This window comes from Accumulibacter sp. (assembly GCF_029255285.1).
Classification (GTDB): domain Bacteria; phylum Pseudomonadota; class Gammaproteobacteria; order Burkholderiales; family Rhodocyclaceae; genus Accumulibacter.
The window spans coordinates 102,319-122,297 of the sequence record NZ_JAPUVI010000043.1 but is presented as its reverse complement, the minus strand read 5'-3'; the positions used below and the strand labels follow the sequence as shown (position 1 = coordinate 122,297).

Sequence of the window (19,979 nt, the reverse complement as noted above, 5' to 3'; positions counted from 1 at the left end):
CCCCCGTGGGCTGGCCCGTTTTGACTGACGTTGATTGTTGGAGGTTGGAAAATGTTTGCACTGCTGAAGGAAATACCTGATTTCACAACCAGTTGGATGCGGTATACGATGGCCATGATGCGCGCCTCGAACCGGGAGATCAGCGAGTTCAATGACAATCTCTTCATTGCCGCGCACATCGCGCTGACCGCGGCACGGGACAATCCGTTGAGCGTCATGGAAGCCTACCAGATCGTCGAGCACAATCTGGCACTCGCCAGCAAGGGATTGTCCGGTGCGCAGGGCAAGCTGGCCGACTACGCCTTCGACCAAATCGAGGAAGGAACGCGCGCTTTCCTGAATTCGCTTCTGAAGACGGACGGCGAAAAGTGGAGCGGCTACATGAAACGGGAAGCCGAGATCATGGAAGCGGTTTCGAACTTCAACGAACAGATCGAGGCCATCGGCGACGAATTCGGCTTCCATTTCAACACCTCGGGCTACAAGCTCGTACACGAAACCGACGCCTTCGAGCTCTATCAGGTTCTGCCGCTCAAGGAGGGTGTCAAAGTCAACGAACATCTCAAGCCGGTCATCCTCGTACCACCGTACATGCTGGGTGTGCACATCCTCGCCTTCCTGCCTTTCGAAAACAAGAGTTATGCCCACTCGTTCGCCAACGAGGGCATTCCGACCTACGTCCGCGTCGTCAAGGACATCATGACCAACGAGAAAGTCCAGACGATGACGCCCGAAGAGGACTGCGAACAGACCCGTCAGCTCTGCGCCAAGGTCATGGAACTCAACGACGGCAAGAAAGCGACCTTGAACGGCACCTGCCAGGGGGGTTACATCTCGCTGATGAACATCCTGTCGGGCAAACTGGCAGACGTCTGCGACGCGCTGATCACCAACGTGACACCGGTTGATGGGACTTACAGCGACGCGATCAGTGGCATGCCGACGATGCATCACGACTTCATTACCACCACTTTGCCGAGCGGCAACAAGGTGGCCAACGGCTACCTGCTGAGTCTCGGCATGCGCTTCGTCGCCATCGACCGCGAAACGCCGCTCGTCAAGGTGCTTGATCAAGCCTCGCTGCAACGCGCCACCGACCTCAATCCGGGCAAGACGCCTGCGGCGCTCTTCCGCTGGCTGCTCAAGGAACGTGTCCACCTGCCGCTGGCGATCGCGAACATGAGCTCGCACACTTTCCAGGATCCGATTGCCGAGGACGGTACGCTACCGGTCAAGCTGTTTGATCAGCCACTGAACATCAAGCGCCTCATCGACCTGAAGGTGCCCTGGTATCAGGACTATGCGATCAAGGACGACCTCGTCACGCCGCCGTGTGCCACCGCCGGCAACAAGTTCCTAGAAGGCTGGGACGGCCTCGAGTCGGTCGCCTTCTTCGGTGGTCACGTGGCCATCCTGACCAGCCCTTACGCCAAGAAAGCGCCGGTCAACGGTGCTTTCAACGACGCCAACGGCAAATCGGCTCGGGGACCGGTCAAGTTCCAGCTCGACATCTCGAAAACGGCCTGATCGACGGCAGCACACGCCAACCGAGTACGCCGCGCCGCCAAGAACTCACGTGGTTCTCCGCAGCGCCGGCTGGACACCATCTGTCCAGCCGGCGCTCGTCATGGCTGAATTGCTGCCGTTCGCGACGAGCGACGTTCGTTTCGATCATCACACCCGGAAGCTTCCGCGCCTGATTTCGGGAAGCTCGCGTTTTTTCCAACCTTGAATCCGGAGATTCGCCCAATGACTTATATCAATATCACCGCCGAAGTACGCGGAAAGGTCGGCCTGATCACGCTCAACCGTCCGAAACAACTCAATGCCCTGAACGATGACCTGATGAACGAGATGGGCCGCGCGCTCGCCGATTTCGAGGCGGACGACAATATCGGCGCCATCGTCATCACCGGATCGGACAAGGCCTTCGCCGCGGGTGCCGACATCACGTTGATGCAGTCGATGAGTTATATGGAAGCCTACAAGGGCGACTTCATCACACGTAACTGGGAGGGCGTCAAGAACTGCCGCAAGCCGGTCATCGCTGCCGTCGCCGGCTATGCCCTGGGCGGCGGCTGCGAGCTGGCGATGATGTGCGACATCATCCTGGCGGCCGACAACGCGCAGTTTGGCCAACCCGAAATTCGCCTGGGAATCCTTCCCGGTGCCGGTGGCACCCAGCGCCTGCCGCGAGCCGTGTCAAAAGCGAAGGCGATGGAAATGTGCCTTGCCTCACGCAATATCGACGCCCAGGAAGCCGAACGCGCTGGTCTGATTTCACGCGTCGTACCGGCCGACAAGCTTCTCGATGAGGCCATGTCGACGGCGAGCCGAATCGCCAGTTTCTCGCTGCCTGTAGTAATGATGATCAAGGAATGCATCAATCGCTCCTACGAGAGCTCCTTGACGGAAGGCCTGCTTTTCGAACGTCGCACTTTCCATTCTGCTTTCGCACTCGACGATCAGAAGGAGGGAATGGCCGCCTTCGTCGAAAAGCGCAAGGCGTCGTTCACCAACCGCTGAGCCGGCGGGGCACCCCACTCTCCCTATCAGCCAGGACGGCCGGTGCGATGATGCGACAGTCGCACCGGCCGCAAACTGTGCGCCCCTCGCTAGCGTGGGCTCAGCAGGAAACCGTGTCCGCCGCGGTGTGAATCTCTATTTGATCGATCCACGCCTTCGCATAGACCCGGCTGTAGAGGTTGGAATAGGCGGCTACCTCGAGCGTCAGCGTCACCGTACGATTGGCGAACCGCGACAGGTCGATTGCCGCCGGGCGCAGCCACTCGGTTTCCTGGTGGTTCATGCCGATCGCCGTGACTTCGTCGACCACGATGCCGTCGATCAGAATCCGGAAACTCGCGCTGGTGTAATCGTTGACCGCGGCGCTCAGATCCAGCCGCCGCACGTAGGTCAGTTCGGGCCGTGCTCCCAGCTTGATACGACGAGAGCTTGACTGCGCTCGTGCGCCGACGGCGCCAGCGTCACCGGAGGAGACATGACCGTAAAGCATCGCGCCACCGCGAAAGGCGCGTCGATGATCAACCAACAGTTCCCAGCCAGTTCCTTCCCAACCGCTAGCTTTCAGAGCCTCCGACGGATCGACAGCCGCCTGCCGCTGGCCGATCCCTTTCAGAACGCCGGCCGCCTCGAGCGCGGTAGAAATGATTCCGGGCACGTCGATTCCCAACGGCGCGTTGCTCGCCGGGCGGCGCGGCCGGTCGGCCCTGAGCAGACCCGCGGCCTCGAGCGAGGCCGAAATGATGCCATGCACGTCGAGGCCAAACGGCCGATTGGCGCTGGCTCGCAGGTCGTCGGCAAGAGGCTCGTGCGCCGGCTCGCCGCCGCCGGCCGCCTCCCGGCGCACGTCAGCGTCGCCTGGCTGCGCCGCCGCGGCGCGGCTGGCGGCACTGTCGCCGCTCGCCGCGCCAGCCGAAGACGTGGTTGAGGTTTCGCTGGCCCCCGAACGCCGCACGTTGGCCGGCTGCTCGACTAGCAAGCCCCAGAAATCGGCAATGCGATGCGTGGACGAAATGCCCACCGCGTTGAAGAACGGCGCCGCGGTACCGCACTGATGCGGTTCGGCACCCGGATCGAGGGCCGCGCCATGCGACATGCCGGTGATCGTGTAGGACTCGATCAATTCCTCGCCGTTCGCCCCTTGCCAGACGCGCCGGGGATAGCCGGCGACCGTCATCTGGATTGTCGGATTCGGATCGAGGCCGTGCACGTCGGTCCACTGCTTGATGATCTCGTCGGCGTTGACCGGCCTCACGGCGCTGTCTGCATCACCATGCCAGACTGACAGCGTCGGCCACGGTCCCGGGTGCGACGACGCCGCTCTCACCAGGTCGCCCCATTCGCGCGCCGAACGACAGCGTCCCTGGAAAATGCTCTCGAGTCCCTCCTGCAGACCCTTCGCCGTGCGGTAGGGCACACCAGCGAGCACCGCGCCGCCGGCGAACACGTCAGGATAAGTCGCCAAAAGCACCGTCGTCATCGCCCCGCCCGACGACGTCCCGGTCACGTAAACGCGGCGACGGTCTATCCTGTGGTCGGCCACCATCCGGTCGACCATCTGTCGGATCGACAGCGGCTCGCCTGTGTCGCGCCCGTTGTCTTCCGGCCTGAACCAGTTGAAACAGCGCAAGGGGTTGTTGTTCCATTGCTGCTGTGGAAACAGGAGCGCAAAACCATAGCGGTCGGCCAGTGTCGACCAGCCGGCTCCCTTGTTGTAAGACGCCGCACTCTGCGTGCAACCGTGCAGAACGACGACCAGCGGCGCACCGTCCGGCAGGCCATCGGGCACGTAGTGAAACATCCGCAGTTCCCCGGGATTGGAACCGAAAGCGCTGACCTCCACCAGTCTGTGCTCCTGCGAGTCGACCTGGTCGGACCAGGCCTGCACGGTCGCCAGTGTCGTCAGGAGTTTCTCCCAACGGCTACCATGCGGCGTCTTGGCCGCGAGTTTTGCCATATTGGCAAGGTTGGCCACTTTGTGGCCCAGTTTGTTGAGCATTGGATTACTCCTGTCATCGGACAAGGTGGTGAACAGACCGATCTCGATGAACTTTCGGACCGGCAGGAAAACGGTATGGAAAAGGCCCGGATCGACCAGCCCGCCACGTTGCGGATCAAGCCAGGCCGGCGGAGCGGCCCCCGGAGCCAAACCGTAGGTATGGCTGAAGACGGCCCGGCGGCCCTGCCACCACGAACTGAACTGCAACGACGCCACCGGACAGCCCCGGTTGATCCAGACGCCGAACAGCTCGTTGGCGACCAGCGCACGGGTTTCGTCGGCACAAGCCAGCTCGAGCAGGCTGGCGAGTGCCTCACCGAAACGCAAACCGTCAAGGTGAATGGTCGAGGTCGGCTGGTCGCCAAGCTCCATCGCGGCCACCGCCGGACCAAAGATCACGCGCGGCGAGTGCTTCCCGGAAGCCGCGTGGAGAGGCCGCAGGTCAGCATAGCAGCGGATCGCCTCGACGGTCTGCGACTGCTGCGGTGCGGCCATCGCTCCGATCAGCAACTGGGCGGCGTACTGAGGAGTCGCCGGCGGCGAGCCGCGTCCGCGCGGGCCCGGGGCCACCAGTCCCTCGGCAACCATTAGCGTCACCCGGAAGCGCAGGTCGCGCCGCGACTCACCCAGAAGGTCGGCGAGTCGTTCGCTGAATTCGTAACGTGCCAGTCGATTTGCCATGGGCGAACAATAGCATGGTCTCTCCCGCTTTGCAGCTATTTTTTTAGTAAGTGACGGCTATTAATTTATATCTCGGATTCGGAGCGGTGGGGACGCTTCACCTTGATCACAATCCCCGGCCCCTCACGATCTCCCTCCGACCACAGTCCGAGCGCGCTACGACAACTCGCGTAGGCGCGCAGCGAACGGACGATCGCAACAACAACGCTCGTTCAGACCGTCTTTCCGACACTGTTCCAGCGCTTCGCCGAGAACCCGGCAGCGGCCGACAGACGAAGCTTGACGAGCCGCTGAACGCCGGAGATACTTCGGCTGAAGCGGTCGTTTTATGGCGCCCGTTCTCCTTTCGCTGCTGGACCCACTCGATCAACCGAATCTGGACAAGTCAATCATGAGCACACAAATCAAACCGGGCGTCGCCACCGGCGACGCGCTGCAGGCAATCTTCGATCTGGCCAAGGAGAAGCAGTTCGCCCTGCCGGCGGTAAACGTCATCAACACCAGCACGGTCAACTCAGTCATCGAGACCGCCAAGGAACTGAACGCTCCGGCGATCATCCAGTTTTCCAATGGCGGCGCCCAGTTCTTCGCCGGAAAGGGCCTCGACAACACAAACCAACGAGCCTGCGTCGCCGGTGCCGTTTCCGGCGCCAAGCACATCCACCTGATGGCCGAACTGTATGGCGCGACCGTGGTGGTGCATACCGACCATGCGGCCAAGAAGTTGCTGCCCTGGATCGACGGCCTGCTCGACGCCGGCGAGCAATACTTCAAGACCCACGGCAAGCCGCTTTACAGTTCGCATATGCTCGACCTGTCGGAAGAACCGATCCAGGAGAACATCGAGATCTGCAAGCGCTACCTCGAGCGGATGAGCAAGATGGGAATGACGCTGGAAATCGAGCTGGGCGTCACGGGCGGCGAGGAAGACGGCGTGGACAACTCGGGAGTCGACAGCTCCAAGCTCTACACGCAACCTGAAGACGTTGCCCTGGCCTACGAAGAACTCTCCAAGGTCAGCGACCGTTTCACCATCGCGGCCGCTTTCGGTAACGTGCACGGCGTCTACAAGCCGGGTAACGTCAAGCTGCAGCCGATCATCCTGAAAAACTCCCAGGACTACGTGCAGAAGAAGTTCGGCACCAAGGATCGTCCGGTCAACTTCGTTTTTCACGGAGGTTCGGGGTCGACCCTCGAGGAAATCCGCGAAGCTATCGGCTACGGCGTCGTCAAGATGAACATCGACACCGATCTGCAATGGGCTTTCTGGGATGGCGTTATGGGCTTCTACAAGAAGAACGAGGGCTACCTCCAAGGTCAGATCGGCAATCCGGAAGGCGACGACAAGCCGAACAAGAAGTACTACGATCCGCGTGCCTGGCTGCGCAAGGGCGAGGAGGCCTTCCGTGCCCGACTGAAGCAGGCGTTCGCCGATCTGAACAACCTCGGTACGCTGGCCTGACAGCTCTCTCTGGGCGCGATGAGGGGCTGGCCCAGGCTGGGCCGGCCCTTTTTGTGTCGTTGGCAACGCCGGCCGTGGAGCGTTGACCGGCGCCACCGGTCAAACGATACTTGCCTTCGCGCGTGCCAGACAGCCGAGAGTCGGCGGAACCCCCACGTAATCCTGGCCTTTTCCTATTCCCACTCCCTTGTTTGCCGAGGATCCAAGCATGAGCACCCTGGTAGAACAGTTACGCAACAGCGAAGCGCACAAGTCGATTTTCGAGTCGGCCGTGCGCCAGAATCCCCTTCCGGTCTGCGCCGCTTTCGGCGCCACCGGCCAGCCACAACCGGTCAGCTTCAAGAATACCGACCGCGTCCTCGGTACGAAGGACAGCGATGGCGTACGCGCCAAGTTCCCTCAGACCGTCGCCGCGTCGGGCAACGTCGTGCTTACTTCCGCCGGTCCCAGCCGTGCCACGGTGCAAGGCAAACGCGTGGCCGTCCTCTTTTCGGGCGGCCCCGCCGCTGGCGGCCATAACGTCGTCTGCGGTCTCAAGCGCGTCCTTGGCGACAACAACACGCTCTTCGGCGTCAGGGCGGGTCCCAAGGGCTTGCTCAAGGGCTCCTTGTTCGAAATCACCGACGCGAACGTCGACTTCATCATCAACACCGGGGGCTTCGACTTCCTCGGCTCGGACCGCACCAAAATCAAGAGCGCCGAGCAGTTCGCCCAAGTCCGCGACACCTGCATCAAGCACCGGCTCGACGCGATCGTCGTGATTGGCGGAGACGATTCCAACACCAATGCCGCCGTTCTGGCCGAATCCCTATACACCGGCGTCAAGGAAGACGGTTCCGGTGTGCAGGTCATCGGTGTTCCGAAAACGATCGACGGCGACCTGCAGGTCGGAGACCTGCTGGCGATCTCCTTTGGTTTCGATACCGCGACGCGCATCTACAGCGAGATGGTCGGCAACATCTTGCAGGACACCAGTTCCTCGCTCAAGTACTGGCATTTCGTCAAGCTGATGGGCCGCTCCGCGTCGCATGTCGCCCTCGAGGTGGCGCTGCAGACCAAGCCGGCGATTACCCTGATTTCCGAGGAAGTCGCGACCCGGAAGATGTCGCTCGCGAGCATCGTCGACGGCATCGCGCAGGTCATCGTCGACCGTTCGCACAAGGGAATGAACTATGGCGTCCTGCTGGCACCCGAGGGGCTGATCGAGTTCATCCCTGAAATGAACGCCATGATCGCCGACCTCAACGACGTGCTCGCCCATCATGCCGCCGATTTCGCCGCGCTGGCCGACGACGCCAAACCGGGTTTCGTCGCCAGCAAGCTGCGCGCCGACAACGCCAGCCTGCTCGCGTCACTGCCCGACTACATCGTCAACATGCTGCTCGCCGAACGCGACTCGCACGGCAACTTGCAGGTCTCGCTGATTCCGACCGAGCAGTTGCTGATCGACATGGCAAAAAGGCGGGTCAAGGAACTCGACCCGGCTGTTCCCTTTGCCGCCCACAACCATTTCCTGGGCTATGAAGGACGCTGTGGCGCACCGACGCTGTTCGATGCCGCCTATACCTACAACCTTGGTCTGACGGCCGGCTCATTGATCCTCGACGGCCGTACCGGCTACATGGCGACCATCACCGACCTGACCCGCGGCGGCACACCGCAAGCGATCCCGCTCGCCGGCCTGCTCAACATCGAACGGCGCCATGGACAGGACGAGTTCGTGATCGAAAAGGCGCTGGTGAGAATGGATTCGCCGGCCATGCAGTACTTCGTCTCGCGGCGCGACGAGTGGGCACGCAGCGACCTCTTCACGTCACCTGGTCCGCGCCAGTTCTGGGGGCCAACCACGCATCAGTTGCCGATCAGCGTCGCGCTGAACTCCGGCGCCGACTCGCTGATGTTCAGGATTGGCTGACGAGCCAGCGCTTTCCCGCAAGAATGGGCCATCGGCAGCGATGGCCCTTTTGCTTGCCGAAGTCGACAATGGCCGTGTTTCCAGGCGCTTCCCGGAAACTGCCCGCAACAGAATCGGCCGTCCGAAGGCAGGCGGCATCGCTTCCCGGCTGGCAGGCATTACGCGACAGGGAAACCTTCAAATAGTCTCAGTGAAGCCATTTTCCACCGCCCTCCTCACCGTCGTCATCGCCACCAGCGCGGCGGCCGACGAGGTCCGGCTTGCCGTCGCGGCCAACTTCAATGCACCGATGCACCGGATCGCGGCACAGTTCGAGAAAGACAGCGGCCACAAGCTGCTTATCTCGTTTGGCTCGACCGGCAAGTTGTACGGGCAGATCGCCAATGGCGCGCCTTTCGAGGCCCTGCTGGCGGCCGATAGCGACACCCCGGCACGCCTCGAGAGAGAAGGCTATGGCGTGCTCGGTACGCGCTTCACCTACGCCATCGGCAAACTCGTCTTGTGGTCCGCCAACCCTGCTTTGGTCGACGACCGGGGTGACATCCTGAAAACCCGGAGCATTGGCCACCTGGCCATCGCCAATCCCAAGACCGCGCCCTACGGAGCGGCGGCGATCACGGCGATGAGCCGACTCGGCGTGATCGGCAAGCTGCGGCCTATCCTGGTGCAGGGCGAAAGCATTGCCCAGACCCATCAGTTCGTTGCCAGCGGCGCGGCGGAGCTCGGTTTCGTCGCCCTGTCGCAAGTCCAAACCGAGGGCGGAATCGGTGCGGGATCGGCGTGGCTGGTGCCCGACAATCTCTACGAAGCGATACGGCAGGACGCTATCCTGCTGACCAAAGGGCGTGACAAACCGGCCACTACCGCCTTGCTCGCTTACCTGCGAAGCTCAAAGGCGCAGCTCGTGATCCGCGCCTACGGTTACGAACTCCCCTGATACCCGGTGACGCAGATGAACAGTGCCCTGCCTGATCTTGCCGCTGTCTGGCTAACGCTGAAACTCGCGACGGTAGTCACCATCCTCTTGCTCATCGTCGGAACACCGATCGCCTGGTGGCTGGCGCGTACACGCTCCCCACTGCGGGGCGTCGTCGGCGCCGTGGTAGCACTGCCGATCATTCTGCCACCGACCGTAGTCGGTTTCTACCTGCTGATTGCCATGGGACCGCACGGCCCTCTCGGACGACTTACCGAATCGCTCGGCCTCGGTCTGCTGCCCTTTACGTTTAGCGGTCTGGTCATCGCCTCACTTTTTTACTCGCTACCCTTTGTCGTACAGCCAATCCAAAACGCCTTCGAGGCAATCGGCGAACGTCCTCTGGAAGTCGCCGCGACATTGCGCGCCGGTCCCTGGGACGTCTTCTGGTCAGTCGCCGTGCCACTGGCCCGCCCCGGCTTCGTAAGCGGCGCCATTCTCGGTTTCGCCCACACCGTCGGCGAGTTCGGCATCGTGCTGATGATCGGTGGCAATATCCCCGAAAGAACTCGCGTCGTCTCGGTACAGCTTTACGATCATGTCGAGGCCATGGAATACGCCCAGGCACACTGGCTGGCCGGCGGCATGATGCTCTTCAGCTTCCTGGTGCTGACGATGCTGTACGCTTTCAATCCGAGACCGCGCAAGACCGGATGAGCCCGGAGATCCGCGCCCGCTTCCGCATCGCCCGCCGGGATTTCGCTCTCGAAATCGACCTCACCGTGCCCGGTCGCGGCATTACGGGCGTTTTCGGGCATTCCGGATCGGGCAAGACCACCTGCCTGCGCGCCATGGCCGGCCTGGAGCGGGCGGCCAACGGCTACTTCTCAATCGGCGACGACGTTTGGCAGGACGAGTCCCGGCGACTCTTCGTGCCGCCGCACCGACGCGCCCTCGGAATGGTCTTTCAGGAAGCCAGTCTGTTCTCTCACCTGTCGGTACTCGGCAACCTGCGTTTCGCCGAGCAACGCGCACCGGAGCGCCGCTTCGCCTTGCATGAAATAGCCGCCCTGCTCGGCATCGAGCATCTCCTGCCGCGCTCGACCGAGCGCATTTCCGGGGGCGAGCGCCAGCGCGTCGCGATCGCTCGTGCGCTACTCGCCTCGCCGCACATCCTGCTGATGGACGAACCGATGGCCAACCTCGACCTGAGGCGGCGAGACGAGATCCTGCCCTACCTCGAACGTGTGCACCACGAGTTGTCGCTTCCCATCATCTATGTCAGTCACTCGCCCGACGAAGTCGCGCGACTGGCCGATCATCTGGTCCTGCTCGATCGTGGCCAGTGCATTGCCAGCGGACCGCTCAAACAGGTCCTGAGCCGTCTCGATCTGCCCCCTGCCTTTGCCGACGACGCGGGCGTAGTCATCGAGACCCGCCTGGCCGCCCAGGAGCCGGACGACCTGAGCCGACTTGAATTCGCCGGCATCCCGATTCTCGTACCCCGTCGTGACGAGCCGGTCGGCACCTTGCTGCGCTGCCGCATCCATGCGCGCGACGTCAGCCTAGCCCTGGAGCCACAGGCGCACAGCAGCATCCTCAATAACGTCGCGGCCACCGTCGTCGATCTGGTGCCGAGCGATTCCCCGGGGCAAGTCCTGGTTCGCCTCGACGTGGCCGGCGAGGCGCTGCTCGCACGCATCACCCGGCGTTCGGCCGACAAGCTCCGTATACGCCCTGGCCTGGCGGTGACGGCTCAAGTCAAGGCCGTCGCGCTACTGGCCTGAAAAGGCAAGACGAGTTCATCGGCCGTGATCGCCAAAGAACGTCGCCGGCGACACCTCGCACGCGCCTCAGTCGTCGATTTCCTCGACGCTTACGTTACCTTTCCCGGAACGCTTGATACGGTATTTGGTGCCATCCTTGCCGGTCCAACGGGTCGCCGACGGCGGAACTCGCACCCCGTCGATCGTCACATTGCCATTCACCACGCTGATTCCGCTGGCGTCGTCGTCATCCCGGCTGGTGGTGACCTTCGTTCCAGGCGAATGGGTAATCGACGACGAACTCTGGCCGGGATTGACATAAACCGCGTTGCCCTTGGCTCCGGCTGTCGTCCGGCCCGTATCCACTTTGCTTCCATTTCCCGTATTGACGCTCACCCCGCCGGCACCACCGGTATTCACGTTGACACCCCCCGCGCCGCCCACCGACACGGAAACCTGGGCTGTCGCCGATGTCGCGCCCAAAGCCAACAGAAGGACCATCGCCGAAGCTTTCATAGAAATCCCTTTCACTCGAAATGCTCTAGCAACGAATGAACCCTCGCCACGGATGACACTGTCGGCAAGTCGCCGCCGCTCGCCAAGGCTCGGCAAGTGAACGCTGGACTGGTCGAGGCCGCTCATGCCACACTTCGCTCATGTGTAAACCTCATGCTCTCGCTACCTCTGGAAGGCGTTTGTCGAAAACGCGCTACGGTGATGTCCTGGCCTACATCACCAAGGACGGCTGCGAGATCCGCGAGCTGATGCATCCCGAGCAGCATGGCAACCGCCACCAGAGCCTCGCCGAGGCCATCGTCCGGCCCGGACAGTCAACCCGCTTACACCGCCACACGCGCAGTGAGGAGTTGTACCACGTCACTCAAGGCAGCGGTTTGATGACACTGGACAAGGAGACCTTCGCCATCGGCGTCGGGGACACCGTGCTGATCGTGCCGGGCACCCCGCACTGCGTTGCCGCCCGTGGCAACCAGCCGCTCCATTTGCTTTGTTGCTGCAGCCCGGCGTACTCCCATGAAGACACCGAACTGCTGTAAGAGAAGCCCGGTGTGCCGCCTGGCCGCCACGGAAGCGCGACCGGCGTCCGCCGAGCCGGCGAAATTTGTTGCATAATCGGCCACTCCTGTTGGACCTGAGGCTGCCTTGATCAGTTTTGTCGATCCCGACCGCTATCACTCGATGAAGGCTACGGGCAAACTGCCCTCGCCCAAGGGCGTTGCCTTTTCGATCATCAAGCTGCTGCAACGGGATGACTTTCGAGTCACAGACCTCGTGCAACTGGTCCAGTCGGACCCGGCGATTGCCGGACGCCTTCTCAAGTTTGCCAACGCGGCCGCTTTCGGCCGAACGCGGCCGATCGTTTCGCTGCAACGAGCGATCGTCGCCCTCGGCTCGTTCCGGGTGCGCGACCTGGTGATCGGCCTGTCGGTGATGCACACCCATACCAGCGGACAGTGTTCGGCTTTCGATTACCCGGGATTCTGGGGGCACTCGCTGGCCACCGGTATCGCCTGCCAGGAACTGGCCCATTTTGCGCAGATTTCGAGTGAAGAAATCTTCACCATCGGCCTGCTGGCGCGCGTCGGCGAGTTGGCGATGGCTTCGCTGTATCCCGAGAAGTACGCGACCGTGCTGCTCCAGGTACAGGAGGGACAGCAGGCTCTGGTGAGCCTCGAACGCGAGTGCTTCGACATGGACCATCGGCAGCTCGGAGCGACGATGCTGGCCGAGTGGGGAATCCCAGAGATGCTCATCCAGGCCGCTTATCACCACGAAGAGCCCGATGTGGCCGCCTTCGCCGACGGCTCCCGGGTACAGACGCTCACCTACTCCCTGAATTTCGCGCGTTCGCTGGCCGAACTCTGCATGGCCGACGAGGAGTCGCGCTGGAGCCTACTTCCCGGGCTGTTGACCCGGGCGGCGAGGCTCGGCATCAGTGGCGATGCGTTGAACGATATGGTCGATAGAATGGTCAGGCGCTGGCGCGACTGGGGAGCGACGCTGCAGGTTCGCACCCAGGAAGTGCCGCCGTTCGCCGAGATTCTGGCCGCCAGTCCGCCTAGCCGCCGGGTCAGCACGAAGCCCACCGAACAGAGCGGCAAGGTCGCCGCGCCGCGCCTGCACGTCCAGATGCTTGGTATTCCGCCGGCAGAGCTGGCGGAGTTGATGCAGCAAGTCGAGGAACTGGGCCATCTGCCCGTGCTGGTCGATGGCCACGCCGAAGAAATCAGGCAAGCGTTACACCAACCGGCCCAGATCGTCATCGCCGACATGGCCATGCCGGGGATAAATCCGGCCGCGTTCTGCCGCATTCTTCGCCAGACTCCCGCCGGCAAGGAAACCTACCTGCTCCTGTTGGCCTCGCCCGAAAGCGAAGGCCATCTTCTCGAGGCGATCGACGCCGGCGCTGACGACATTCTCGTCAAGCCGCTGACGCTACAGACTCTGCGCGTGCGCCTCAACACGGCGAGTCGCATGCTTCTGCTGCGCGAGGAGATCCAACGCGAACGCCGCGGCATCATGCGTTCGACCGACCAGTTCGCCGTCGCCCACAAACGCCTGTTGCGTGACGCGCTGACCGACAATCTCACGCAACTGCCGAATCGCCGACATGGTCTCGATTTCCTCGCCTCGGAATGGGCCTTCGCGCAGGCCAACGCGCTGCCCATGGCCTGCCTGCTGCTCGACATCGACCACTTCAAGCGGGTCAACGATACGCTCGGCCATCCTGCCGGAGACGCCGTCCTGCAACAACTCGCCGATCTGCTCAAGCGTGCCTCGCGCCCCGAGGACATGATCTTTCGCTTCGGCGGCGAAGAATTCGCCGCCGTCCTGCCCAACACCAACGTGGCCACCGCCGTGCAGGTCGCCGAGCGCATCCGCTCCGTGGTTCAGAAGTACGACTTCCTTTGGCAGCGCCGTCCGATCCCGCTCACGGTCAGCGTCGGCGTGGCGGTTCTCAACAGTACCGAAAAGGACTGCCAGGCGCTGGTCCAGGCCGCCGACGCTGCCCTCTACCAGGCGAAGAACGCCGGCCGCAACCGGGTCAGCGTCGCCACCTGACGGAAGGCGTCACCAGGACAAGCGACGACCGCCGCTTGCCGCCGCCCACGATTCAGGCCAGCAGGACGGCCGCGTGGTGACGCAGGTGATCTTCGATGAAGGTCGCGATGAAGTAGTAGCTGTGGTCGTAACCCGGGTGCAAGCGCAGCGTCAGCGGATGTCCGGCGGCGGCGCAAGCCTGTCGCAGCGTCTCCGGCCGTAGCTGTGCGGCAAGAAAGGGATCGGCTTCGCCCTGATCGACCAGCAGCGGCAAGCGTTCACGGGCCACCGCGATCAGTTCGCAGGCGTCCCAGGCCCGCCACGCGGCGAGGTCTTCCCCGAGATAGCGCAGGAAAGCCTTCTCTCCCCAAGGACTGGCAAGCGGGTGGCTGATCGGAGCCATGGCCGACAGGGAAAGATAGCGTCCGGGGTTGCGCAGGGCACAAACCAGCGCGCCATGGCCGCCCATGGAATGGCCGCAGATTCCGCGTCGGGCGTCGATCGGCAGCGCCTCCTCGATGAGCGCCGGAAGTTCGTGAACCACGTAGTCGTGCATCTGATAGTGCGCGGCCCACGGTTCCTGTGTCGCGTTGAGGTAGAAACCTGCTCCATGACCGAAGTCCCAGGCCCCGTCCGGATCACCCGGCACTCCGGCACCGCGCGGGCTGGTATCGGGAACCACAATCGCCAGACCGAGCGTGGCGGCAAGACGCATCGCTCCAGCCTTCTGCATGAAGTTCTCGTCGCTGCATGTCAGACCCGACAGCCAGTAGAGTGCCGGAACCCGGCGCTGGTCGGCCTGCGGCGGCAGATAGACCGCGAATACCATGTCGCAGCGCAGCGTCGCAGACCGATGGCGATAGCGCCGATGCCAGCCGGCAAAGCAGCGATTGGCGGCGATCTCCTCGAACCCGACGGCAAGCGGCATCGTCACGGCTCAGAACAGAATGACCGAGCGGATGCTTTGACCTTCGTGCATCAGGTCGAAAGCGCGATTGATGTCCTCCAGCCCCATGCGGTGAGTGATGAAAGTATCAAGCGGAATCTCACCCCGCTGCGCACGCTCGACATAGCCCGGCAATTCCGAGCGACCGCGCACACCACCGAACGCCGAGCCACGCCATACTCGACCGGTCACCAGTTGAAAAGGTCGCGTCGCGATTTCTTCGCCGGCGCCGGCCACTCCGATGATCACCGATTCACCCCAACCCTTGTGGCAGCACTCGAGCGCCGAGCGCATCACTTTCACGTTGCCGATGCATTCGAACGAATAGTCCACGCCACCGTCGGTCAGGTCGACGATCACTTCCTGAATCGGCCGATCGTGCTCGGCCGGATTGACGCAGTCGGTCGCTCCGAGTTGTCTAGCAATTGGAAACTTGGCAGGATTGGTATCCAGAGCAATAATCCGCGAAGCCTTGGCCATCACCGCCCCGATCACCACCGCCAGTCCGATTCCACCGAGGCCAAAGACGGCAACCGTCGCCCCTGGCTCGACCTTCGCCGTGTTGATCACGGCGCCGATGCCGGTAGTGACACCACATCCGAGCAAGCAGACCTTTTCGAGAGGCGCCTCCTGGGCGATTTTGGCCAGCGAAATTTCGGGCAGGACCGTGTACTCGGAGAACGTCGAGGTACCCATGTAGTGCAGAATCGGTTTCCCATGGCGGGAGAAGCGGCTGCTGCCGTCGGGCATCAGCCCCTTGCCCTGCGTCGCGCGTATCGCCTGGCAAAGATTCGTCTTGCCCGACCGGCAGAACTTGCACTGCCGGCATTCCGGGGTATAAAGAGGAATGACATGATCGCCGACCTTCAGCGACGTGACCCCGGGACCGACGGCCTCGACGATGCCGCCTCCCTCGTGACCCAAGATACTGGGGAAAACACCTTCCGGATCGGCACCCGAAAGCGTGAACGCGTCCGTGTGGCAGACTCCCGTGGCGACGATGCGAACCAACACCTCACCCCGTCGTGGCGCCTCGACGTCGACCTCGGTAACTTCCAGGGCTTGTCCGGCAGCCCAGGCAACAGCGGCGCGTGCTTTGATCATCGGCGATACTCCTCGATTCTGGATGCAAGACGGGTGATGGGTGCAGGTGGTCGGGCGACACCAAGCCGCCTCGAGCGTTTGCCGCAGGTGCCCAGCACGGCGAAGCGGTCGCCCATGCTTAGTGCAGATCCCCCGGCTTCAAGCGTGGCAGGCGCAAAACCTCGATCCCTTCGTCGCGCAGCGCTTCGTACTCCTCGCGCGTGGCCTCGCCACGAATGGAGCGCTCCTCCGCCTCGAGGTAATGAATTCGTCTCGCTTCTTCGGCGAAGCGGGCGCCGACATCCTCGCAGTTTGCCAGCAAAATCTCCGTAAGCTGCCGATAGGCAGCGAGCGCTCCACTACGCGGATCGACGCTCGGCCGTTGCCAAGCCGCAGCCGGCGTGTGCGATGGCGTCGACGCCGCTGTCTGCTTCGCGAGATGAGGCGCCGAAGGAACGCGCTTGATGGCCAGCGATCCGCACTGCGGACAGGAAGTCAGACCGCGCTCGTACTGCCGATCGAAATCCTCGCTCGACCGGAACCACCCTTCGAAACGGTGGCCGTGTGGACAGGCAAGGTCGAAAATGATCATCGGTGCTTAGAATATGGAGGCTTGCAGTGGAGAAAGCCATACCCGGAGCCGGGATCGAACCGGCACGGCCGCGAGGCCGAGAGATTTTAAGTCTCTTGTGTCTACCTGTTTCACCATCCGGGCAAGCTAGGCAATTATACCTGCCACGCGATGGAAGAAAGGAAGAGCGCGGCTTGGCGCAAATTCCCTGCGGATTCTGGAGCGGGAGAAGAGTCTCGAACTCTCGACCTATACCTTGGCAAGGTATCGCTCTACCAACTGAGCTACTCCCGCGTCTAAGGACGCATTCTCGATGCCGGAACGTGGATCACGTCAGCGCAGCGGCACTTTGGCCATCCAGGCTACGCATTATCCGGTTGCCGGCAATGCCTGTCAATATTCTGGTTTCTACTCCGATCTAGGGGGACACTACTGGCCTGCGCGGGAAGCCCGCGGGCGTTCGGAACGCATGCTTCGTTCCATCAAGGCCAGCCGCCGTGGGAACGGACTCCGGCCAGGGTCACCTACCCGGTGAATGCCAAGCGCTACCCGGTGGTCGTCTATCGGCCTGCTTTCGACACCGAGTTCGTTCCGCCGGCGATGGAAGAAGCAAGCGCCTTCGTCGGCCAAACGATCGCGAGGAAGCCACGGCGACCGGACGATTCACTCCGCCACGATGGACGGCGCGGGTTTCGGCGTCACCTCAATTCACGCTCGAGGAGCAGGCGATCACTATTCCCGCTTCGCCATCGGCACAGGCGAAGGACGCGTCTACGCCGATGCCACCCACCCAGACCAGCCGATCATCCGACCATAGCAGCGGCAAGCACACACGTTCCCACGGTGGCACGCCGGCCTCCTGCAGCAGCTTGGCAAGCGTCCGGCGCGGGCGCCCGGCGTCGACCTGCAAACGCTCGCCGCCTTGCCGGGTACGCACGCCAACGTGCGTACCGACCAGCAGGCGGCGGCTGATGCCGGCGCCAACAGTCGGCAAAAAGGAGAGCCACAGATCACCCCAGGCCAGGCGCGCCTCGCCCCGCCAGGCAAGCGCTGCCGCCGGAAGCGGCCGCCGACGACCGCAGACGTGGATCTGACGGCGATAGACGTGGACCTCTCCGTCCAGCGTCGCGATGCAGGTCTGCGAATCATCGCTGGCGGTGGCGAGTTGGCGCAGCGCCTCATCAAGCCAACGCGCTTCCGGTGCGCGCCAGCCGGCTGCCATCAGCTCGCAGCGCAAGAGATTGCGCGCCCGCATCGCGGGCAACGCATTGAAGCGGGCCAGATCGATTCTCCCCCCTGCCCCGACAACCGTCAGCCGATCGGTCTGCGCCAGTTGGTCGAGCAAGCGTGCCGCCTCCGCAAAGTGGGCGCCGGCGCGCGCGAGAGTCCGTGCCGCCGCCGGAAAGGCCTCCTCGATGCGTGGCAGTACCGCACATCGCAAGTGGTTGCGCCGATAGCGACAATCGGCGTTGCTCTCGTCCTCGACCCAGGCCAGCGAATTCTCGGCCGCGTAGCCAGCGATCAGCGCTCGCGGCGTATCGAGCAGCGGCCGGATGAGGCGCAGCCCGTCAGCCAGCGGGCGCTCGGCAGGCATGCCGGCGGCGCCCGAGACGCCCGCGCCGCGCAGCAGGCGAAACAGGATCGTTTCGGCCTGATCGTCCTGATGATGCGCCAGCGCCAGCCAGTCGGCGCGGCAGCTCGCAAACACCGAATGGCGCGCGCGGCGCGCGGCCGCTTCCAGGCCCTCGGCGTCGCCACGCGGTACTTTGATACGGGCAATTTCGAGCGGCACGTCCTGCTGACGACAGAAGTCGGTACAGAAGCCAGCCCAGCTGCTGGCCTTGGCACTTAGTCCGTGATCGACGTGAACAGCGGTCAGCGAGCCGAAAATCCCCTGCTCGCGCAATTGGCCAAGGGCATGCAGAAGTACGACTGAGTCACGCCCGCCGGAAAGACCGACACACAAGCGGGCGGCGGGCGCCAAGCGGACGCCGAGAAACGTCGTCAGCGTTCGCCGGAGTTGCCCGCTCGCCGTGTACGCAGGAAGCTCAGCCTGCCGCCTGCTCTGCGTAGCGGCCATAGGCGAGCAGGCGGTCGAGGCGAGCCGCGAGCAGTACGCCGACCGGCACGGCGGAAAGTTTGTGCAGGGCTTCCCGCAGCGCCTTGCCAAGAGTCTGCGCCATGGCGGCGTGATCGCGATGGGCGCCCCCCGGCGGTTCGTCGACGATCTTGTCGATCAGACCAAGGGACTTCAGGCGCGGTGCCGTGATGCCCATGATTTCTGCCGCCTCGCTCGCCTTTTCAGCGCTCTTCCAGAGGATGGAGGCGCATCCTTCGGGAGAAATGACCGAATAGGTCGAATATTGAAGCATCTGCAACACGTCACCGACACCGATCGCCAGCGCACCGCCCGACCCGCCCTCGCCGATGATGGTGACGATGATCGGCACCTTCAGCTCGGCCATGGCGTAGAGATTGCGGCCGATGGCCTCGGACTGACCGCGTTCTTCGGCGTCGATGCCGGGATAGGCGCCCGGTGTGTCGATGAAGGTCATGACCGGCAGGTCGAACTTCTCCGCCAGCCGCATCAGGCGCAGCGCCTTGCGGTAACCTTCCGGGCGCGGCATGCCAAAGTTGCGGTAGATTTTTTCCTTGGTGTCGCGCCCCTTCTGGTGACCGATCACCATCACGGAGTGGCCATCGAAGCGCGCCAGACCGCCGACGATGGCGTGATCGTCGGCGAAAGAGCGGTCGCCGTGCAGTTCCTCGAAATCGGTGAACATCAGGCGCAGATAATCCAGCGTATAGGGGCGCTGCGGGTGACGGGCAACCTGAGAGACCTGCCAGGCACTGAGCTTGGCGTAGATCTCACGGGTCTGCGCCCGACCCTTCTCCTCGAGGCGCCTGATTTCATCGGAAATGTCAAGCGACGAATCGTCTTGCGCAAGACGTAGCGCGTCGATCTTGCCTTCGAGGTCGGCGATCGGCTGTTCGAATTCGAGGAAAGTGGTTTTCATGAAGAACCGTAATTGCCAGCGTGCTGATGCGGAAGCCCGC

The 19,979-nt window shown here is 63.0% G+C and carries 16 protein-coding genes and 2 tRNA genes; 9 read left to right on the top strand and 9 right to left on the bottom strand.

The annotated features are described in order from the left end of the window. Positions 1-51 precede the first annotated feature (51 nt). Both Q1M07_RS06630 and Q1M07_RS06625 read left to right on the top strand, forming a co-directional pair. Positions 52-1,527: a hypothetical protein gene (locus tag Q1M07_RS06630; protein ID WP_300452279.1), complete on the top strand. Its 1,476-nt coding sequence runs from the start codon at positions 52-54 to the stop codon at positions 1,525-1,527. A 222-nt stretch (positions 1,528-1,749) separates the two neighbouring features. Next, positions 1,750-2,526, top strand: coding sequence for an enoyl-CoA hydratase (locus Q1M07_RS06625; protein WP_300452277.1), 777 nt, complete (start codon positions 1,750-1,752; stop codon positions 2,524-2,526). 100 nt (positions 2,527-2,626) lie between these two features. On the opposite strand, the gene Q1M07_RS06620 is transcribed toward Q1M07_RS06625, so the two are convergent. Further along, entirely contained in the window at positions 2,627-5,203 is a 2,577-nt protein-coding gene (locus Q1M07_RS06620) for a PHB depolymerase family esterase (RefSeq protein ID WP_300452275.1), read from the bottom strand. Between the two features lie 391 nt (positions 5,204-5,594). Here Q1M07_RS06620 and fbaA point away from each other — a divergent pair, with 391 nt between their 5' ends. From fbaA to modC, 5 genes are all read left to right on the top strand, one after another. Then, entirely contained in the window at positions 5,595-6,665 is a 1,071-nt protein-coding gene (gene fbaA / locus Q1M07_RS06615; protein ID WP_300452273.1) for a class II fructose-bisphosphate aldolase, read from the top strand. A 208-nt stretch (positions 6,666-6,873) separates the two neighbouring features. Further along, positions 6,874-8,580 (top strand): diphosphate--fructose-6-phosphate 1-phosphotransferase, encoded by a 1,707-nt coding sequence (locus Q1M07_RS06610; RefSeq protein WP_300452271.1) that lies wholly within the window; start codon positions 6,874-6,876, stop codon positions 8,578-8,580. Positions 8,581-8,761: 181 nt separating this feature from the next. After that, the gene (gene modA / locus Q1M07_RS06605; RefSeq protein WP_300452357.1) at positions 8,762-9,517 is read left to right on the top strand and encodes a molybdate ABC transporter substrate-binding protein; all 756 of its coding nucleotides are present in this window, start codon (positions 8,762-8,764) and stop codon (positions 9,515-9,517) included. Between the two features lie 15 nt (positions 9,518-9,532). Further along, positions 9,533-10,213, top strand: a complete 681-nt coding sequence (modB, locus tag Q1M07_RS06600) for a molybdate ABC transporter permease subunit (RefSeq protein WP_300452269.1) — start codon at positions 9,533-9,535, stop codon at positions 10,211-10,213. Next, entirely contained in the window at positions 10,210-11,283 is a 1,074-nt protein-coding gene (gene modC / locus Q1M07_RS06595; RefSeq protein WP_300452267.1) for a molybdenum ABC transporter ATP-binding protein, read from the top strand. The genes modB and modC overlap by 4 nt, the downstream gene beginning before the upstream one ends. 66 nt (positions 11,284-11,349) lie before the next feature. On the opposite strand, the gene Q1M07_RS06590 is transcribed toward modC, so the two are convergent. Continuing rightward, the gene (locus Q1M07_RS06590) at positions 11,350-11,904 is read right to left on the bottom strand and encodes a hypothetical protein (RefSeq protein ID WP_300452265.1); all 555 of its coding nucleotides are present in this window, start codon (positions 11,902-11,904) and stop codon (positions 11,350-11,352) included. Between the two features lie 53 nt (positions 11,905-11,957). Here Q1M07_RS06590 and Q1M07_RS06585 point away from each other — a divergent pair, with 53 nt between their 5' ends. Together Q1M07_RS06585 and Q1M07_RS06580 are read left to right on the top strand one after the other, a co-directional pair. Further along, positions 11,958-12,317, top strand: coding sequence for a cupin domain-containing protein (locus tag Q1M07_RS06585; protein ID WP_300452263.1), 360 nt, complete (start codon positions 11,958-11,960; stop codon positions 12,315-12,317). A 106-nt stretch (positions 12,318-12,423) separates the two neighbouring features. Beyond that, positions 12,424-14,343, top strand: coding sequence for an HDOD domain-containing protein (locus tag Q1M07_RS06580; RefSeq protein ID WP_300452261.1), 1,920 nt, complete (start codon positions 12,424-12,426; stop codon positions 14,341-14,343). 52 nt (positions 14,344-14,395) lie between these two features. Here Q1M07_RS06580 and fghA read toward each other — a convergent pair whose 3' ends face one another. The 7 genes from fghA to Q1M07_RS06545 all read right to left on the bottom strand — a co-directional run bounded on the left by fghA (position 14,396) and on the right by Q1M07_RS06545 (position 19,939). Continuing rightward, positions 14,396-15,250, bottom strand: coding sequence for an S-formylglutathione hydrolase (fghA, locus tag Q1M07_RS06575; protein WP_300452259.1), 855 nt, complete (start codon positions 15,248-15,250; stop codon positions 14,396-14,398). A 9-nt stretch (positions 15,251-15,259) separates the two neighbouring features. Beyond that, positions 15,260-16,372 carry an S-(hydroxymethyl)glutathione dehydrogenase/class III alcohol dehydrogenase gene (locus tag Q1M07_RS06570; RefSeq protein WP_300452257.1) on the bottom strand — a complete coding sequence of 371 codons (1,113 nt, stop codon included), beginning with the start codon at positions 16,370-16,372 and terminating at the stop codon, positions 15,260-15,262. A gap of 118 nt (positions 16,373-16,490) precedes the next feature. Further along, on the bottom strand, positions 16,491-16,943 hold the full coding sequence (locus tag Q1M07_RS06565) for a DUF1178 family protein (protein ID WP_300452255.1): 453 nt from the start codon (positions 16,941-16,943) through the stop codon (positions 16,491-16,493). A gap of 39 nt (positions 16,944-16,982) precedes the next feature. Next, positions 16,983-17,066 (bottom strand) — tRNA-Leu (locus tag Q1M07_RS06560). A 74-nt stretch (positions 17,067-17,140) separates the two neighbouring features. Then, a tRNA-Gly gene (locus tag Q1M07_RS06555) sits at positions 17,141-17,216 on the bottom strand. A 409-nt stretch (positions 17,217-17,625) separates the two neighbouring features. Next, positions 17,626-19,002 (bottom strand): tRNA lysidine(34) synthetase TilS, encoded by a 1,377-nt coding sequence (gene tilS / locus Q1M07_RS06550; RefSeq protein ID WP_300452253.1) that lies wholly within the window; start codon positions 19,000-19,002, stop codon positions 17,626-17,628. Next, a complete protein-coding gene (locus Q1M07_RS06545) occupies positions 18,971-19,939 on the bottom strand; it encodes an acetyl-CoA carboxylase carboxyltransferase subunit alpha (RefSeq protein ID WP_300452251.1) in 969 nt (322 codons plus the stop codon). Before Q1M07_RS06545 ends, tilS begins: the two co-directional genes overlap by 32 nt. Positions 19,940-19,979: the final 40 nt, after the last annotated feature.